General features: G+C 55.9%; 14 protein-coding genes. 4 read left to right on the plus strand and 10 right to left on the minus strand.

All coding sequences use genetic code 11. From position 1 onward, the window contains the following. Positions 1 to 27 precede the first annotated feature (27 nt). On the plus strand, positions 28 to 3,498 hold the full coding sequence (locus tag EQV93_RS00225; protein WP_240890690.1) for a hybrid sensor histidine kinase/response regulator: 3,471 nt from the start codon (positions 28 to 30) through the stop codon (positions 3,496 to 3,498). Positions 3,499 to 3,559: 61 nt separating this feature from the next. On the opposite strand, the gene rmuC is transcribed toward EQV93_RS00225, so the two are convergent. After that, positions 3,560 to 4,924 (minus strand): DNA recombination protein RmuC, encoded by a 1,365-nt coding sequence (rmuC, locus tag EQV93_RS00230; RefSeq protein ID WP_199751011.1) that lies wholly within the window; start codon positions 4,922 to 4,924, stop codon positions 3,560 to 3,562. Between the two features lie 172 nt (positions 4,925 to 5,096). Next, positions 5,097 to 5,420, minus strand: coding sequence for a sel1 repeat family protein (locus EQV93_RS00235; protein WP_122784610.1), 324 nt, complete (start codon positions 5,418 to 5,420; stop codon positions 5,097 to 5,099). A gap of 976 nt (positions 5,421 to 6,396) precedes the next feature. On the opposite strand from EQV93_RS00235, the gene EQV93_RS00240 reads away from it, so the two are divergent. The 3 genes from EQV93_RS00240 (at position 6,397) to EQV93_RS00250 (ending at position 8,794) form a co-directional block, all read left to right on the plus strand. Then, a complete protein-coding gene (locus EQV93_RS00240) occupies positions 6,397 to 6,621 on the plus strand; it encodes a hypothetical protein (RefSeq protein ID WP_003214941.1) in 225 nt (74 codons plus the stop codon). A gap of 266 nt (positions 6,622 to 6,887) precedes the next feature. Continuing rightward, positions 6,888 to 7,367: a hypothetical protein gene (locus EQV93_RS00245; RefSeq protein WP_122784611.1), complete on the plus strand. Its 480-nt coding sequence runs from the start codon at positions 6,888 to 6,890 to the stop codon at positions 7,365 to 7,367. Positions 7,368 to 7,513: 146 nt separating this feature from the next. Further along, a complete protein-coding gene (locus tag EQV93_RS00250; RefSeq protein WP_122784612.1) occupies positions 7,514 to 8,794 on the plus strand; it encodes an OmpP1/FadL family transporter in 1,281 nt (426 codons plus the stop codon). A gap of 83 nt (positions 8,795 to 8,877) precedes the next feature. On the opposite strand, the gene EQV93_RS00255 is transcribed toward EQV93_RS00250, so the two are convergent. The 8 genes from EQV93_RS00255 to cobU form a co-directional block, all read right to left on the minus strand. After that, positions 8,878 to 9,429, minus strand: a complete 552-nt coding sequence (locus EQV93_RS00255) for a glutathione peroxidase (RefSeq protein ID WP_240890691.1) — start codon at positions 9,427 to 9,429, stop codon at positions 8,878 to 8,880. A gap of 153 nt (positions 9,430 to 9,582) precedes the next feature. Beyond that, positions 9,583 to 9,705 carry a hypothetical protein gene (locus tag EQV93_RS22385; RefSeq protein ID WP_267904032.1) on the minus strand — a complete coding sequence of 41 codons (123 nt, stop codon included), beginning with the start codon at positions 9,703 to 9,705 and terminating at the stop codon, positions 9,583 to 9,585. Continuing rightward, positions 9,702 to 10,910, minus strand: a complete 1,209-nt coding sequence (locus EQV93_RS00260; protein WP_122784614.1) for an MFS transporter — start codon at positions 10,908 to 10,910, stop codon at positions 9,702 to 9,704. The genes EQV93_RS22385 and EQV93_RS00260 overlap by 4 nt, the downstream gene beginning before the upstream one ends. Before the next feature lie 53 nt (positions 10,911 to 10,963). Beyond that, on the minus strand, positions 10,964 to 11,377 hold the full coding sequence (locus EQV93_RS00265) for a MarR family winged helix-turn-helix transcriptional regulator (protein ID WP_122784615.1): 414 nt from the start codon (positions 11,375 to 11,377) through the stop codon (positions 10,964 to 10,966). A 58-nt stretch (positions 11,378 to 11,435) separates the two neighbouring features. Beyond that, positions 11,436 to 12,164: an adenosylcobinamide-GDP ribazoletransferase gene (locus EQV93_RS00270; protein ID WP_122784616.1), complete on the minus strand. Its 729-nt coding sequence runs from the start codon at positions 12,162 to 12,164 to the stop codon at positions 11,436 to 11,438. A 1-nt stretch (position 12,165) separates the two neighbouring features. Next, the gene (gene cobC / locus EQV93_RS00275; RefSeq protein WP_240890692.1) at positions 12,166 to 12,741 is read right to left on the minus strand and encodes an alpha-ribazole phosphatase family protein; all 576 of its coding nucleotides are present in this window, start codon (positions 12,739 to 12,741) and stop codon (positions 12,166 to 12,168) included. Next, complete coding sequence (gene cobT / locus EQV93_RS00280) at positions 12,738 to 13,793, minus strand: nicotinate-nucleotide--dimethylbenzimidazole phosphoribosyltransferase (protein WP_146383951.1); 1,056 nt, start codon at positions 13,791 to 13,793, stop codon at positions 12,738 to 12,740. Before cobT ends, cobC begins: the two co-directional genes overlap by 4 nt. Continuing rightward, positions 13,790 to 14,311, minus strand: coding sequence for a bifunctional adenosylcobinamide kinase/adenosylcobinamide-phosphate guanylyltransferase (gene cobU, locus EQV93_RS00285; protein ID WP_240890693.1), 522 nt, complete (start codon positions 14,309 to 14,311; stop codon positions 13,790 to 13,792). The genes cobT and cobU overlap by 4 nt, the downstream gene beginning before the upstream one ends. Positions 14,312 to 14,355 lie beyond the last annotated feature (44 nt).

Here is a 14,355-nt window from a genome sequence, read left to right on the forward strand (position 1 = left end):
AGGGGTCTATTACTTTCAGGAGTGTCCATGTCGTTGTCCAGCGGGCTCATCGCCGCCGTTGCTCTGGCCTATATGGCCATCATGTTCGCCATTGCCTTTTATGGTGACCGGCGCAGCAAACCGCTGCCGCCGCGGGTTCGCGCATGGGTGTATAGCTTGTCGCTGGCGGTGTATTGCACCAGTTGGACATTCTTCGGCGCCGTCGGGCAGGCCGCCGAGCAATTGTGGGCGTTTTTACCCATCTATCTAGGCCCGGTGCTTTTATTAGTGTGCGCACCCTGGGTGCTGCAAAAGATGGTGATGATCAGCAAACAGGAGAACATCACCTCTATTGCCGACTTTATTGCAGCCCGCTACGGCAAATCCCAGTCGCTGGCGATTGTGGTGGCGTTGATCTGCCTGGTGGGCGTGCTGCCCTATATCGCCCTGCAACTCAAAGGCATTGTGCTGGGGGTCAACCTGTTGATTGGCGCCGGCGCAGACGCTACCGGCACTCGCGCTCAGGACACGGCACTTATCGTGTCGCTGGTGCTGGCGCTGTTTACCATCGTCTTCGGTACTCGCAATCTCGACTCAACCGAGCACCACCGGGGCATGGTGCTGGCGATAGCCTTTGAGGCACTGGTCAAATTGTTCGCTTTTCTCGCCGTGGGTGCCTTTGTGACCTATGGCTTGTATGACGGCTTTGAGGACTTGTTCGATCAAGCCATGCTGGCACCCCGCCTTGAGGAGTATTGGAAAGAAACCATCAACTGGCCATCAATGGTAGTGCAAACGGGTGTGGCGATGATGGCGATCATCTGCCTGCCGCGCCAATTCCATGTGACCGTGGTCGAAAACATCGAGCCGCAGGACCTGCGTCTGGCCAAGTGGGTGTTCCCCGCTTATCTGATTCTGGCCGCACTGTTCGTTGTGCCTATCGCACTGGCCGGGCAAATGCTCTTGCCCAGTTCGGTTTTGCCCGACTCATTCGTGATCAGCCTGCCTTTGGCGCAAGCACACCCTGCACTTGCCATGCTGGCCTTTATCGGCGGCGCTTCTGCTGCTACCGGCATGGTGATTGTGGCCAGCGTGGCGCTGTCGACCATGGTGTCCAATGACATGCTGCTGCCCTGGTTGTTGCGCCATAAAAATGCCGAGCGCCCTTTTGAAGTTTTCCGCCACTGGATGCTCTCGGTGCGTCGCGTGTCGATTCTGGTGATCTTGCTGCTGGCTTATGTCAGTTACCGTTTATTGGGATCAACAGCAAGTCTGGCCACCATCGGGCAAATTTCCTTTGCCGCCGTGACTCAACTGGCACCCGCCATGCTGGGCGCGCTCTACTGGAAACAAGCTAACCGCCGAGGCGTCTTCGCCGGGCTCGCAGCGGGAACCTTTATCTGGTTCTACACCTTGGTGCTACCGCTGATTGCCCACAGCCTGGGCTGGCACCTGAGTCATTTCCCCGGGCTGGCGTGGCTGCACGGCAACCCTCTTGGCTTGCCGATCACTCCGCTGACCCAGGGCGTGGTGCTGTCACTGGCCGGCAACTTCACACTGTTTGCCTGGGTGTCCGTGCTGTCGCGCACCCGCGTCTCGGAACACTGGCAGGCCGGTCGTTTTATCGGCCAGGAAATCAGCAGCCATCCCAGCGGGCGTTCGATGCTGTCAGTGCAGATCAATGACTTGCTGACATTGGCTGCGCGTTTTGTAGGCGAAGAACGGGCGCGCCAGAGCTTTATCCGCTTCGCCTATCGTCAGGGCAAAGGCTTTAACCCCAATCAAAATGCTGACGGTGAGTGGATCGCTCATACCGAACGGTTACTGGCCGGGGTCTTGGGTGCGTCATCTACCCGTGCGGTGGTCAAGGCGGCCATTGAAGGCCGGGAGATGCAGCTTGAGGATGTTGTGCGAATTGCGGACGAAGCCTCGGAAGTCTTGCAGTTCAACCGCGCCCTGCTACAGGGCGCCATTGAAAACATCACTCAAGGCATCAGTGTGGTCGATCAGTCACTGCGACTGGTGGCGTGGAACCGTCGCTACCTTGAGCTTTTCAACTATCCCGAAGGACTGATCAGTGTCGGCCGCCCGATTGCCGACATCATTAGGCACAATGCCGAACGCGGTTTGTGCGGCCCCGGCGAAGCCGAAGTACACGTGGCCCGGCGCCTGCATTGGATGCGTCAAGGGCGGGCACACACTTCCGAGCGGTTGTTCCCCAATGGCAGGGTGATCGAACTGATCGGCAACCCCATGCCAGGCGGCGGCTTCGTGATGAGTTTTACCGACATCACCGCGTTCCGCGAGGCCGAACAAGCCCTTACCGAAGCCAATGAAGGGCTTGAACAGCGGGTCGCTGAGCGTACCCATGAGCTGTCACAACTCAATCAGGCGCTGACCGAAGCCAAAGGCGTAGCGGAAGCGGCCAACCAGTCAAAAACCCGCTTCCTTGCAGCCGTCAGCCATGACCTGATGCAGCCGATGAATGCCGCCCGGCTCTTCTCTTCAGCGCTCTCTCACCAGGAAGAGGAACTGAGCCCGGAGGCGAAGAAGCTGGTGCAACATCTGGACAGTTCATTACGCTCTGCCGAAGACTTGATCAGTGACTTGCTGGATATTTCACGTCTGGAAAACGGAAAAATCACCCCCGACATCAAGCCTTTCGCCATCAATGACCTGTTCGACACTCTGGGGAACGAGTTCACGGCGCACGCTAAGGAACAAGGCTTGAGTTTCAGAGTGCGAGGCAGTCGACTGCGCGTGAACAGCGACATCAAATTGTTGCGCCGTATCTTGCAGAACTTTCTGACCAATGCCTTCCGCTATGCCAAAGGGCCGGTGCTATTGGGGGTGCGTCGACGCGGTAATGAGCTTTCTCTTGAAGTGTGGGACCGAGGGCCCGGAATTCCCGAGGACAAACTCAAGGTCATTTTTGAAGAATTCAAACGCCTGGACAGTCACCAGACCCGGGCAGAGAAAGGCCTGGGGCTTGGCTTGGCCATTGCGGACGGCTTGTGCCAAGTGCTCGGGCATAGCCTGGAAGTGCGCTCATGGCAGGGAAAAGGCAGTGTATTCAGCGTGCGAGTGCCACTTGCCAAAAGCCAGACAGCACCGCAACCGAACGTTCCCGAGCAAAACGGCCAAACCGCAAAAGGCGCTCAAATACTGTGTGTCGACAACGAAGACAGCATTCTGATCGGCATGCAGAGTTTGCTGACGCGATGGGGCTGCCGAGTTTGGACCGCGCGCAATCGCGAGGAATGCGCCGCACTGCTTAATGAAGGGGTTCGTCCGCAGTTGGTGCTGGTGGACTACCACCTGGATGAGGGTGAAGTAGGCACCGACCTGATGCGCTGGTTACGAGCCGAGCTGGGCGAACCTGTGCCAGGCGTTGTCATCAGCGCTGACGGTAGGCCTGAGATGATTGCTCAGGTTCATGCGGCAGGGCTTGAGTACCTGCCCAAGCCGGTCAAGCCGGCGGCGCTCCGAGCGCTGCTGAGCCGGCATGTGCCGCTGTAGAAACGCCGTCCCTCCTGATAGTCGCTGACGAGGGACGAAGGCTCCTACGGTCAACCATGCTTTACTCGGCGGGGTGAGCGACGCCATCAACATCAGCCATCGCGCGTTCCAGCAATTCCGTCGGCAAACTTTTGCTGGCTCGCGCCCCCAACAATTTCAACTGCTCACTGCGGCTGACCAGATTGCCGCGCCCGTCTGTCAATTTGTTGCGAGCCGCTGCATAGGCTTTATCCAGTTGTTGCAGCCGATTGCCGACCTCATCCAGATCCTGAATAAAGAGCACGAACTTGTCATACAGCCAACCCGCACGCTCAGCGATTTCTCGAGCATTCTGGCTCTGACGCTCCTGCTTCCAGAGACTGTCGATCACCCGCAAGGTCGCCAGCAAGGTGGTTGGACTGACAATCACAATGTTGCGATCGAAGGCTTCCTGAAACAGATTAGGCTCAGCTTGCAGGGCAGCTGAAAAAGCCGCTTCGATGGGTACAAACAACAGGACGAAGTCCAGGCTGTGCAGCCCCTCAAGACGCTTATAGTCTTTACCGGCCAAGCCCTTCACATGATTACGCAGTGACAGTACATGCTGTTTAAGCGCGGCCTGCCCGATCACGTCGTCATCGGCACTGACATATTGTTGATACGCCGTCAGGCTCACCTTGGAGTCGACCACCACTTGCTTGTCACCCGGCAGCATGATCAACACGTCAGGCTGAAAGCGCTCGCCATCGGGCCCTTTGAGGCTGACCTGAGTTTGATACTCGCGCCCCTTCTCCAGCCCGGCATGCTCCAGTACGCGCTCAAGAATCAGCTCGCCCCAGTTGCCTTGGGTTTTCTGCCCTTTAAGGGCCCGAGTCAGGTTGGTGGCTTCATCGCTCAGGCGCAAATTGAGCTGCTGCAAACGCTCAAGCTCTTTGGCCAGGGAGAATCGTTCACGCGCTTCTTGCTGGTAGCTTTCTTCTACCCGCTTCTCGAATGATTGGATGCGCTCTTTCAGCGGATCAAGCAACTGACCCAGGCGTTCATTGCTGGTCTCGGCGAAACGCTGCTCGCGCTCATCGAAAATTTTGCCCGCCAGCTCAGCAAATTGCGCCCGCAACTCATCGCGTGAACCTTGCAGGTCATTGAGTCGTTGCTGATGGCTGTCTTGCTGTTCGCGCAATTCGGCGGCCAGCGCGGCGGCGTGAGCGTCCAGGCGGCGCAACTCAGTTTCCTTGAGGCTGCGTTCGACACTCCAGGCATGAGCAGCATCACGTGAGTTATCGCGCTCCACCTGCGACAGCTCAACCTCTCGACGCAGCGCGGCAAGCTCGGCTTGCTTGGCAGAGTTGGCCTGCCCCAGATCACTGATCTCATCACGGCCGGCATCCAGCTGAGCGCTAAGCCCCTCTTGCGCCAACAGCGCCAAATTCAGGCGTTCATTAAGCATTGCCAATTCAGCGGGATGAGCACTGTAACGGCGCTGTAACTGCCAGAGGAGCGCCAACAGCGGCACACCTGACACCAAAAGGCCCAGCAAAAAGCTGTTCAAGTCCAGGGTCATAACCCCTCCGCACGCGCTAAAAGAGCAAGGTTAACCAAGCTGCAAGGCCGAAGACAGCTCAGCCTTCGTTTTTGCTCAGTTCTTGCTGCGCTACGCGGTCTCCAGCACGTGCGGCCTGACGCAAAAGCTCGTGGCCGATTCGCCGGTCGCGGGCGCTTCCACAGTCACGGCACATCAATTGCCCTAAACGGCTTTGCGCCAATACCACACCTTGGCGGGCAGGTTGTTTCAGCAAGTGGCCTGCAACATGCTTGACGCTGGGGTTAGCGCCCAGACGAGGGTTATCCAGCAGCCAGATAGCAACCCGCAGCGAAAAGCGCTTGGGGGCATCAGAGGGCGTGGTCGGGCGAGCTGCGGAAGCAGTAGTTGTGCGAAACTTCATAAAATACTGTAGGGCAGAACAGAAGGCGCGCCACTCTACTCCTTTTTTCATCTTGGTAAAGCCCAAAAAGGTCTATACCCGCGATCTAGAGCAAGCGCACGGGACAATCCACAGATCCTGTGGATAAGTCAGTGGACAACCCTACTGAAACCCTCGCAAACGCCCACCCCATGCGGCCTAGGGTCAAACTGACGATTTTTTCACCAACTATAAAAAACGATGTTTTTCATTGACTTAAATTTGCCAAACAGGCTAGGCGAGCCCGCACCCTTGCCTGCCAAGCCATTTTTCGCGCCGCGCCATTAATGTGCACAAGTCCATTTGCGCTGCACAAACCGGGGCAAAAAAAAGCTCAATCTTGTAGGCAACGCTCTGGCGTGGACCGCAGTCAGGCCGCCCTTTCAAATGACTACAGTCCATTAAGCCACTACCGCAACTACGCTAAAAATGGACTAAAGCCCCCCAAAATTCTCCCTAAGGCAATCAATCCTAATCGACCCCCTACAGAAAGTATTTTTACTAGCACACTTGCATTTAAATTTTCAACTGGTTACTATCCGCAGCGTTAGTACCAAGCTGAAAGTCAATTCGGGCCGAACAAATCCTTACGCCATCTTCCATAAAGTCGAAGAAACGCTGAAAAACAGGATCGACCCCCTCGATGGTTTCCAGGTAAATCTTGTGACGCTACGGCCTTTGAAAACCAAAGGGTAGCGCGAAGCACTTTATTCTGACCGAACCAACCTGCAAATTGATCAGGATCTTCACCCCGAGCATGGAACCTTAGCTCCCGTTGTGATTGCCTGCCCTCCTAAGTACCTACCTGCCAGCCCAAGCGCCACATAATTTATGCGCTACAACTGGCGGCTTTGTTCCAGTCAGGTTCTTCGTCAAGCCAAAGATAGCTCGACGTTACTGGAACGTTTTAACGCAGCACGGATCATATCCGTGTCATTTGTAGGAACACCTAATAACTATGTCGACTCAAATCCATACTCAGGATGCCATTCGCACCCTAACCAACGCCTTTGCCCCAATGAACTGCCTGATTATGGCCGCTCGCAAAGGATGCTTTAGCTTCACTCTGGTCAACGAACACGGTATCGCCCGTCACAGCGAACGCCTGTACCCCGATCAATATTCCAGCGCAGAACCCCTGCAAGCTGTGATCGACCGTACTCGTCAGGCGCTGGTCGCCTGAAAACCTGAGCGTCACTCCAAAAGCCCTGCCCTATCAGCGGGGCTTTTTATTGCCTGCCATTTAAGAAATATCCGGTAGCGCTTAAGTACTTGCAGATATATAGCGAACCCCTCGATGCTGTAAATGTTTTAAAAACAGTCCTTTACAGCTGATATATGACACTAGACTTCAAGTTAAGCGGTATCACCCGCTTCCGGCGACCCCTTCCGACTCATTGCTGCCAAGCCCTTGTGGGTCGCCGGCCATTTACAGGCGTCGAGGACATTATGGGTATCGCTGCCAAAGAGTTGAGTCTGTACGTCATAAGACCCACGCTTGCGTATCTGGGTCAGAACAATCCAAATGCAGAAACCTTGTTACTGGGTATTGCCGCCAGCCAGTCAAATTTAGGGGCTGCCCTGCACGACCGTCGGGGCCATGGCCTGTACTGTATTCGCGAACCTCGGCATGCCGCGCTTTGGGATAACTACCTTGCCCAAACGCCTGACCTGGCGAGCCTGGTTCGCGGACTGGCCAGTCAGCATGCCTTTTTAGGCAACCCTCACCTCGAACTCACCGTTAATTTACGGTACGCCACGGCTATTGCCTGGCTGCTGATAGAACAGCTTCATGTGTCGATCCCAGCCGCGGATGACATACAAGGCATGGCAAGAGTCTGGCGCCAAGCCTTTGAACCACAAGGACGTTTGCGCGATTTTGCTAATGCATGGCGCAGCTGTGTTACACCCCTCAACCAAGTGGCTTAAATTTTCAACCACGCACACTATTATAAAAAAGATCTAAAACCGTACGGATTGTCCTACAAAACAACGTTAACTTCTGCGAATTAGCCTATAGCGCTTAATTAAAAATGTTGGTAGCTTTCGTCCGGTGATCAAAAGGAGTTCTAATAATGAAAAAAGTAATGCTCAAGACCACACTTAGCCTCGCCGTCACTTTGGCTTCCAGTCAGATTTTCGCAAGTGGCTTCGCACTTAACGAACAAAGCATTAGCGGCATGGGGACCGGTTTCGCAGGTCGCTCGTCTATTGCCGACGATGCAAGTACCGTGTTTGGCAACCCTGCCGGTATGTCCCGCCTTAGCGGCCAGCAAATTACTGGCGGCATCGCTGTAATTGACGCGTCGACCGACATTAAAGATGCTTCAGGTAGATACCCTGGTACCAATAAAGGTGACATGGTTCCCTTTACTGGCGTCCCGATGGGTTTTTATACCAACAAACTGAATGACCAATGGGCGGTCGGTTTTGGGGTATACGCACCTTTCGGCCTGGTGACCGATTATGAAAGCGGTTTCCAGGGTCGCGCGTTCGGCAAGAAGAGCGAAGTCAAAGTTATAACGCTCCAGCCGACTGTCAGTTATGCCTTCAATGATCGCGTGTCGGTGGGTTTCGGCCCGACCATTAACCACATTTCCGGCACGCTCGAATCTGACCTTACCCTCAACCCGGCGTTTGGTGACACCAACGTAGAAATCAAGGGCACCGATACCGCTCTGGGTTTCAACATCGGCGTGCTGGTTCAGGCAACCGACACAACTCGCGTCGGCCTGACTTATCACTCCAAGGTCAGTTACGATCTTGATGGGCATACCAAAGTTTCCGCTGCAGCCGGCACCCCGGCACAGTTGATGAAGAGCAATCGTTACGACGCTTCGCTGTCGATTGATACCCCAGAATCCTATGACCTTTCCGTCACTCAAGAACTGAGTGATGCATGGAGAGTCTATGCGGGTACTACCTGGACGCGCTGGAGTCGCCTGAAAGATATCACCGTGAAAAACGACGGTGTCAGCCCGGTTAACTCAGGTGGTATCGGTGCTGCACTATTGGGCACCATCAAGGAAGAACAGAACTGGCATGATACCTGGGCATACGCTATTGGTACGTCCTACCAGTTGAACAAACAGTGGATCCTGCGCACCGGCCTGTCATGGGATCAGTCGCCGACCAATAACGAAAACCGTTCGCCGCGCATTCCTACTGGCGACCGTACGATTTTCAGCTTGGGTGCCGGTTATGCCGTCAATGAAAACCTGACCATCGACGCCGCGTATTCGTACCTGAAAGAAGAATCGGTGAAAGTTCATGACTCGAACCAACTCAACTCTTACAGCGCCAAGTATGAAAACAGTGCTAACGGTTTCGCAGTAGGTGCAACCTACAAGTTCTAATTCACTGCGCGCATGATTCATTGCCCACTGAGTTAAAAAAGCCCCGCTCTCTTTTAGAGGCGGGGCTTTTCAATGGAGAACGGTCAGGACTTAGAAGCGATGGCTTTATTGATCGCCTCAATCAGTTCTGGATCATCCGGTTTGGTCAGACTTGAAAAATTGGCAATGACATTGCCTTTTCGATCAACGACATACTTGTAGAAGTTCCACTTTGGTGCACTGCTCTGTTCTGCCAACACTTTAAACATATGCGTTGCATCATCTCCTCGCACTTTTTGCGGATCGATCATGGTGAACGTGACGCCATAATTGACATAGCAGACCTTGGCGGTCTCTTCGCCGTCCTTGGCTTCTTGTTTAAAGTCATCCGAAGGCACTCCAATCAACTCAAGGCCTTTCGAATTAAATCGCTTGTTCAGCGCTTCCAACCCTTTGAATTGCGGAGCAAAACCGCAAAAACTCGCAGTATTGACGATCAATAAAGGCTTGCCGGCAAATCGCTCACACAGGTCGATTGATTCCTTTGCCCGTAACTTGGGCAGCGAGCCCTCCAGCAGTGGTGGACAGTCAGCGGCCCAGACCGAACCGGCACAGGCCAACAGCAATACAGGCATCGCAACCCAGCGCTTAAACATTATGGTTTTCCTTAATCAAGAAGCTTAGGGTCTGTACGAAATGTTTTCGCGCGAAGGTTAAGCAAAGCGAAAACAGGCGAGGAACAGCCGGACTCCCGCACGAGCCTGTTTTCAACGACGCATAACCGAGCGCAGATTGATTTCGTAGAGCGCCTAGCAAGTGCCCATCCCCAATTGCATCATAGCCAGCCCACCTTGGTGCCAACCCCACCACGTCAGTGCCAGCAAGACAAAACCGGCACTCACAGCAACCACCCCTAACCATGTCCTATTCATGCCAGACTCCCTTGGGCTTGCAACCGTGCCACTGGACGCTCGCGCACTGGCCAGTTCAAGGCTGCTGCCAGCAGGCTCAATACAATCGAGACCTGCCAGATGATGTCGTAGCTGCCGGTCTGATCATAGACCACGCCGCCCAGCCAACCTCCGAGGAAAGCGCCCAACTGATGAAAGAGAAACACGATTCCGCCCAGCATGGACAGATTACGCACCCCGAACATGGTAGCGACGGTGCCATTGGTCAACGGCACAGTGGAGAGCCACAAGAAGCCCATGGCCATACCAAACAGATACGCGCTGATGTGTGTTACCGGCGCCCAAAGAAACAATACGATCACCACCGCCCGCGCCAGATATAACCCGGTCAGCAAACGAGGTTTGGACATACGCCCACCGAGCCATCCCGCCGTATAGGTGCCAAATATGTTGAACAGGCCAATCAGCGCCAACACCGTTGTGCCGACCGTGGCAGGCAAATGCTGGTCCACCAGATAAGCCGGCAGATGAATACCGATAAAGACGACCTGAAAGCCGCAGACAAAAAATCCGAAGGCCAACAACCAGAACCCCGAGTGCGAGCAGGCTTCACTGAGTGCTTGTTTAAGCGTTTGCTCACCCCCCAGGTTGGGCATGGGCCGGTCTTTGAGCAGGGAGACCAGCGGTATGATCAGCGCCACCAGCAGCCCCAGCACCAGCAAGGCAGATGACCAGCCTAACCAGCCAATAAGGCCCAGGGTTCCTGGCAACATCGCAAACTGACCGAAAGACCCTGCAGCACTGGCAATACCCATGCCCATGCTGCGTTTTTCAGGAGGCAAGGCGCGCCCCACGACGCCCAAAATCACCGAAAAAGACGTGCCTGAAAGTCCGATGCCAATCAACAAGCCGGCACTTAGCGACAACGACAGCAGCGAGTCCGACAACCCCATCAACACAAGGCCAACGGCGTACAGAACACCGCCAATAATGACCACTTTGGCCGCGCCAAACCGATCAGCCAACGCGCCGGTAAAAGGCTGCGCCAAACCCCAGATCAGATTCTGCAAGGCAATGGCAAACGCGAACACCTCGCGCCCCCAGCCAAATTGCGCACTCATGGGTGGCAAGAACAGCCCGAAGCCGTGCCTCACCCCCAAGGACAGTGCCAAAATCAACGCACTGCCCAAGAGCACCCAGGCACTGTTACGCCACACCGTTGTCATTATTATTCTCCAAGCGCGGGTATATACCCATGTTCAGTCGTGTAACAGGCGCCTCATTCGGAACCCGCCAATTCATCCAACAGCTGCAACAATTGTTCGCGACGCTCTTCACCCAGACGGTCGACAAGACGCTGCTGCGCGGCTTCCCATGCAGGCGTGGCTGCCGTGAGACGCCTCTCTCCCTCTTCGGTCAGGCACACCAGCCGGTTGCGTTGATCTTCGCCCTCTGCCAGCTTCACCAGGCCGACACCTTCGAGTACGCGCAAATTGCGTCCCAAAGTGCTGCGGTCCAACCCCATCGCTTCAGCCAGACTGGAAATGCTCGGCTGGTCGAGGCGCTTGAGGTTAGTCATCAAGGAAAACTGCGCAACGTTGATCCCAAAGCCATCAAGGGCGCCGTCGTAATGCCTGCTGATGCCTCGCGAGGCACGCCGCAGGTTGGTGCATAAACACTGGGTTGGTAACATATTGTATGTATATACCCGCAATAATGGAGAATCAAGATTTAAGCGTCACAAATACCCTTTATAACGCCAACCCTACCAACACCAACACTTCAAGCAACTCCAGCAACGCTCCGGCTGTATCGCCCGTGGTGCCTGCCAGACGGCGCATCATCACGTGGCGCAACCAGACGAATCCCAGAGTTGCCAGCGCTAGAGCCCACAGCCCTGCATACCCGGCCAACGCCACGCACACTAACGCACTTCCCGCCAATACCCACCACCCCGCCTTGCGTGGCAAATGATCCGCCAGTGCTTGGCCCAAACCGCCTGCCCGCACATAAGGTGTTGTCAGAAACACACCCAGCAAAGCGCTGCGACCAATCACGGGCACAATCACCAAAATCATCGCCTGATGGTGCTCGATCAACGCCAGCAAGGCACAGAACTTCAACAGCAGCACCAACACCAAGACAACCACGGCAATCGGACCACTACGCGGGTCTTTCATGATGGTCAACGTGCGCTCACGATCACCAAAACCGCCTAGCCAGGCATCGGCACTGTCAGCCAGCCCATCCAGATGAAGCCCGCCACTGAGCAGCACCCAAACAGTCAGCAGCAAGGCTGCGTGCAACATCAGCGGTATACCCGCCAACAGCGCGCTGACGCCCCATAACACCCCGCCGAAGAGCACGCCCACCAACGGGTAAAACAGCAGCGAACGTCCCAGCTCTTGAGGTTTTGGCATGCCCGGCAAAGTAATGGGCAAACTGCTCAAGAACTGTAAGGCGATCCAGAAAGGCAACATGTCAGCCTGCCTCGCTCAACAAGCCGCCAGCGCGAACGTGCAATGAAAACAGAGCGCCATTGACCACTGGTATCTGCAACAGCTGTTCACGGGGCAAACCACGTGCCTGCGCCAACAGCAACTTCATGACACCACCGTGGCAGATGACCAACACCCGCTCACCCTCATAGCGCTGCTGCAAACGCCCGGCGGCGGTCAGTACTCGAGTGGCAAACGCTATGACTGGCTCAGCACCTGGCGGAGTAAATGCGTAAGGATCTGACCAGAACCGGCCCAGCGCCTCAGCGTCTGTTTCCATCAGCGCAGCCGCGGTGCGCCCTTCCCACTCGCCAAAATGCAGTTCTTGCAGGTCTTTCTCGAAGGTCAACGGCACGTCCAGTTGTTCTGCCAGCTCGCGGGCGAATAACGCACACCGCTGCAGCGGTGAACTGACTATGCGCTGCCATGGGCCTTGACCTTTGACGGCTGCTCGCATTTGCTCCCAACCCCGGGCTGTCAGCGCATCGTCAAGACTGCCACGCAAGCCACCACCCAGTTCAGTTTCACCGTGACGAAGCAAATCCAGCTGCACCGTCATGCTGGGCGATCCGCCACAGCCGCTTCAGCGAAGGTCGCCATTTGGCCATGCAGGTCACAGGCCAGGCGGATCAACGGCACGGCCAAAGCAGCGCCACTGCCTTCGCCCAAACGCAACCCCAAATCGAGCAAGGGCTGTGCCTGCAAACTTTCAAGTACATGACGATGGCCCTGCTCGGCCCCACGATGACTGAAGATCATCCACTGACGGCACTCGGGATTCAAACGCACTGCGACCATCGCCGCGACCGTGCAAATGAAACCGTCAACCAAGGCAACGATGCCTTCCTGAGCGCAGGCCACATAAGCCCCCACCAGTGCAGCAATTTCAAAACCACCCAAGCGGAACAACGTCTGTAATGGATCGTCCAGGTAGCCCTCGTGAAACGCGAGCGCGCGATCTATGACACGGGCTTTATGGCTCACACCCGCCGCATCCAGACCTGTGCCCGGCCCGGTCAAGTGCGATGCAGGACAGTCCAGTAACGCACTGGCCACGGCGCTGGCAGACGCTGTATTGCCGATGCCCATTTCGCCGCCGATAAACAGTTCGCTGTTGACCTCGCGTGCACGGAGCACACTGTCCCGTCCTGCCTGCAATGCTTTTAGCCCTTGGCCGTCAGACATCGCCGGGCCGTGGGCAAAATTGGCGGTGCCAGCACCCAGTTGCAAGTGACGCACACCCGCAAGATTAAGCATCGGCGTGACAGTGCCCAAATCCACCACATCCAGTTGCGCACCCAACTGACGCGCCAACACACTGATTGCCGCACCGCCGTTGACAAAGTTATGCAGCATTTGCCCGGTGACCGCTTGCGGGTAGGCCGAAACGCCCTCCGCCACCACGCCGTGATCACCCGCGAAAATGGCAATCCAGAGTTTGTCGGCACGGGGTTTCAAGCAACCTTGCAGGCCAGCCAGTTGCACGGCCAGCGCTTCCAGCTGGCCCAGTGACCCCGCCGGTTTGGTCAGTTGTTGCTGTCGCGCGACAGCCGCCGCCGTTTGTTGCAGGTCAACCGACTGGCACGGTTGCAGCCACCACGGAGTACTCATAATGCAGTTCCTTTCAATGTCAGGGGCAGGCCCGCGATTGTCAGCACCACTCGCTGACAACGCTCGGCCAAGGCTTGATGCAACCAACCGGCTTCATCGACATAACGACGTGTCAACTCGCCCATCGGTATGACGCCCATTCCAGTTTCGTTACTGACAAAAACAATTTGCCCCGGCAGTTCAGCCAGGCACGCCAGCAGTGCATCACGCTCGGCATTCAAACGCTGCGGGCTTTCCAGCATCAGCAAGTTAGTCAGCCAGAGCGTCAAGCAATCAACCAGGATAAAAGTGTCCTCGCGCGCGCTCTCGCGTAGCACTCGGGCCAGCTCGAGCGGCTCCTCGATCAGCGCCCAATGCGCGGGGCGACGCTCCCGATGATGGCGCACGCGCTCGTTCATCTCGCCGTCCAGCGGTTGGCTGGTGGCAATGTAAGTGACAGCGAAGCCCGATTCAGCAGCAAGCTTTTCGGCCAGCCGACTTTTACCGGAGCGGGCCCCGCCCAAAATCAGTTGCAGCATGTATTAAATCCCCGTAGCAGTTGCCGAAGGCGACGTCCGATAGC

The sequence above is a fragment of the Pseudomonas sp. TMW22091 genome, assembly GCF_022496705.1.
GTDB classification, from domain to species: Bacteria; Pseudomonadota; Gammaproteobacteria; order Pseudomonadales; family Pseudomonadaceae; genus Aquipseudomonas; species Aquipseudomonas saxonica.

Excerpts from the sequence above, each read along its gene's own strand:
- cobC (WP_240890692.1), bottom strand. The coding sequence starts at position 12,741 with ATGACGGTGCAGCTGGATTTGCTTCGTCACGGTGAAACTGAACTGGGT.
- cobT (WP_146383951.1), bottom strand. The coding sequence starts at position 13,793 with ATGAGTACTCCGTGGTGGCTGCAACCGTGCCAGTCGGTTGACCTGCAA.
- EQV93_RS00260 (WP_122784614.1), bottom strand. The coding sequence starts at position 10,910 with ATGACAACGGTGTGGCGTAACAGTGCCTGGGTGCTCTTGGGCAGTGCG.
- cobU (WP_240890693.1), bottom strand. The coding sequence starts at position 14,311 with ATGCTGCAACTGATTTTGGGCGGGGCCCGCTCCGGTAAAAGTCGGCTG.
- rmuC (WP_199751011.1), bottom strand. The coding sequence starts at position 4,924 with ATGCTTAATGAACGCCTGAATTTGGCGCTGTTGGCGCAAGAGGGGCTT.
- EQV93_RS00250 (WP_122784612.1), top strand. The coding sequence starts at position 7,514 with ATGAAAAAAGTAATGCTCAAGACCACACTTAGCCTCGCCGTCACTTTG.
- EQV93_RS00270 (WP_122784616.1), bottom strand. The coding sequence starts at position 12,164 with ATGTTGCCTTTCTGGATCGCCTTACAGTTCTTGAGCAGTTTGCCCATT.
- EQV93_RS00265 (WP_122784615.1), bottom strand. The coding sequence starts at position 11,377 with ATGTTACCAACCCAGTGTTTATGCACCAACCTGCGGCGTGCCTCGCGA.
- EQV93_RS00245 (WP_122784611.1), top strand. The coding sequence starts at position 6,888 with ATGGGTATCGCTGCCAAAGAGTTGAGTCTGTACGTCATAAGACCCACG.
- EQV93_RS00225 (WP_240890690.1), top strand. The coding sequence starts at position 28 with ATGTCGTTGTCCAGCGGGCTCATCGCCGCCGTTGCTCTGGCCTATATG.
- EQV93_RS00235 (WP_122784610.1), bottom strand. The coding sequence starts at position 5,420 with ATGAAGTTTCGCACAACTACTGCTTCCGCAGCTCGCCCGACCACGCCC.
- EQV93_RS22385 (WP_267904032.1), bottom strand. The coding sequence starts at position 9,705 with ATGAATAGGACATGGTTAGGGGTGGTTGCTGTGAGTGCCGGTTTTGTC.
- EQV93_RS00240 (WP_003214941.1), top strand. The coding sequence starts at position 6,397 with ATGTCGACTCAAATCCATACTCAGGATGCCATTCGCACCCTAACCAAC.
- EQV93_RS00255 (WP_240890691.1), bottom strand. The coding sequence starts at position 9,429 with ATGTTTAAGCGCTGGGTTGCGATGCCTGTATTGCTGTTGGCCTGTGCC.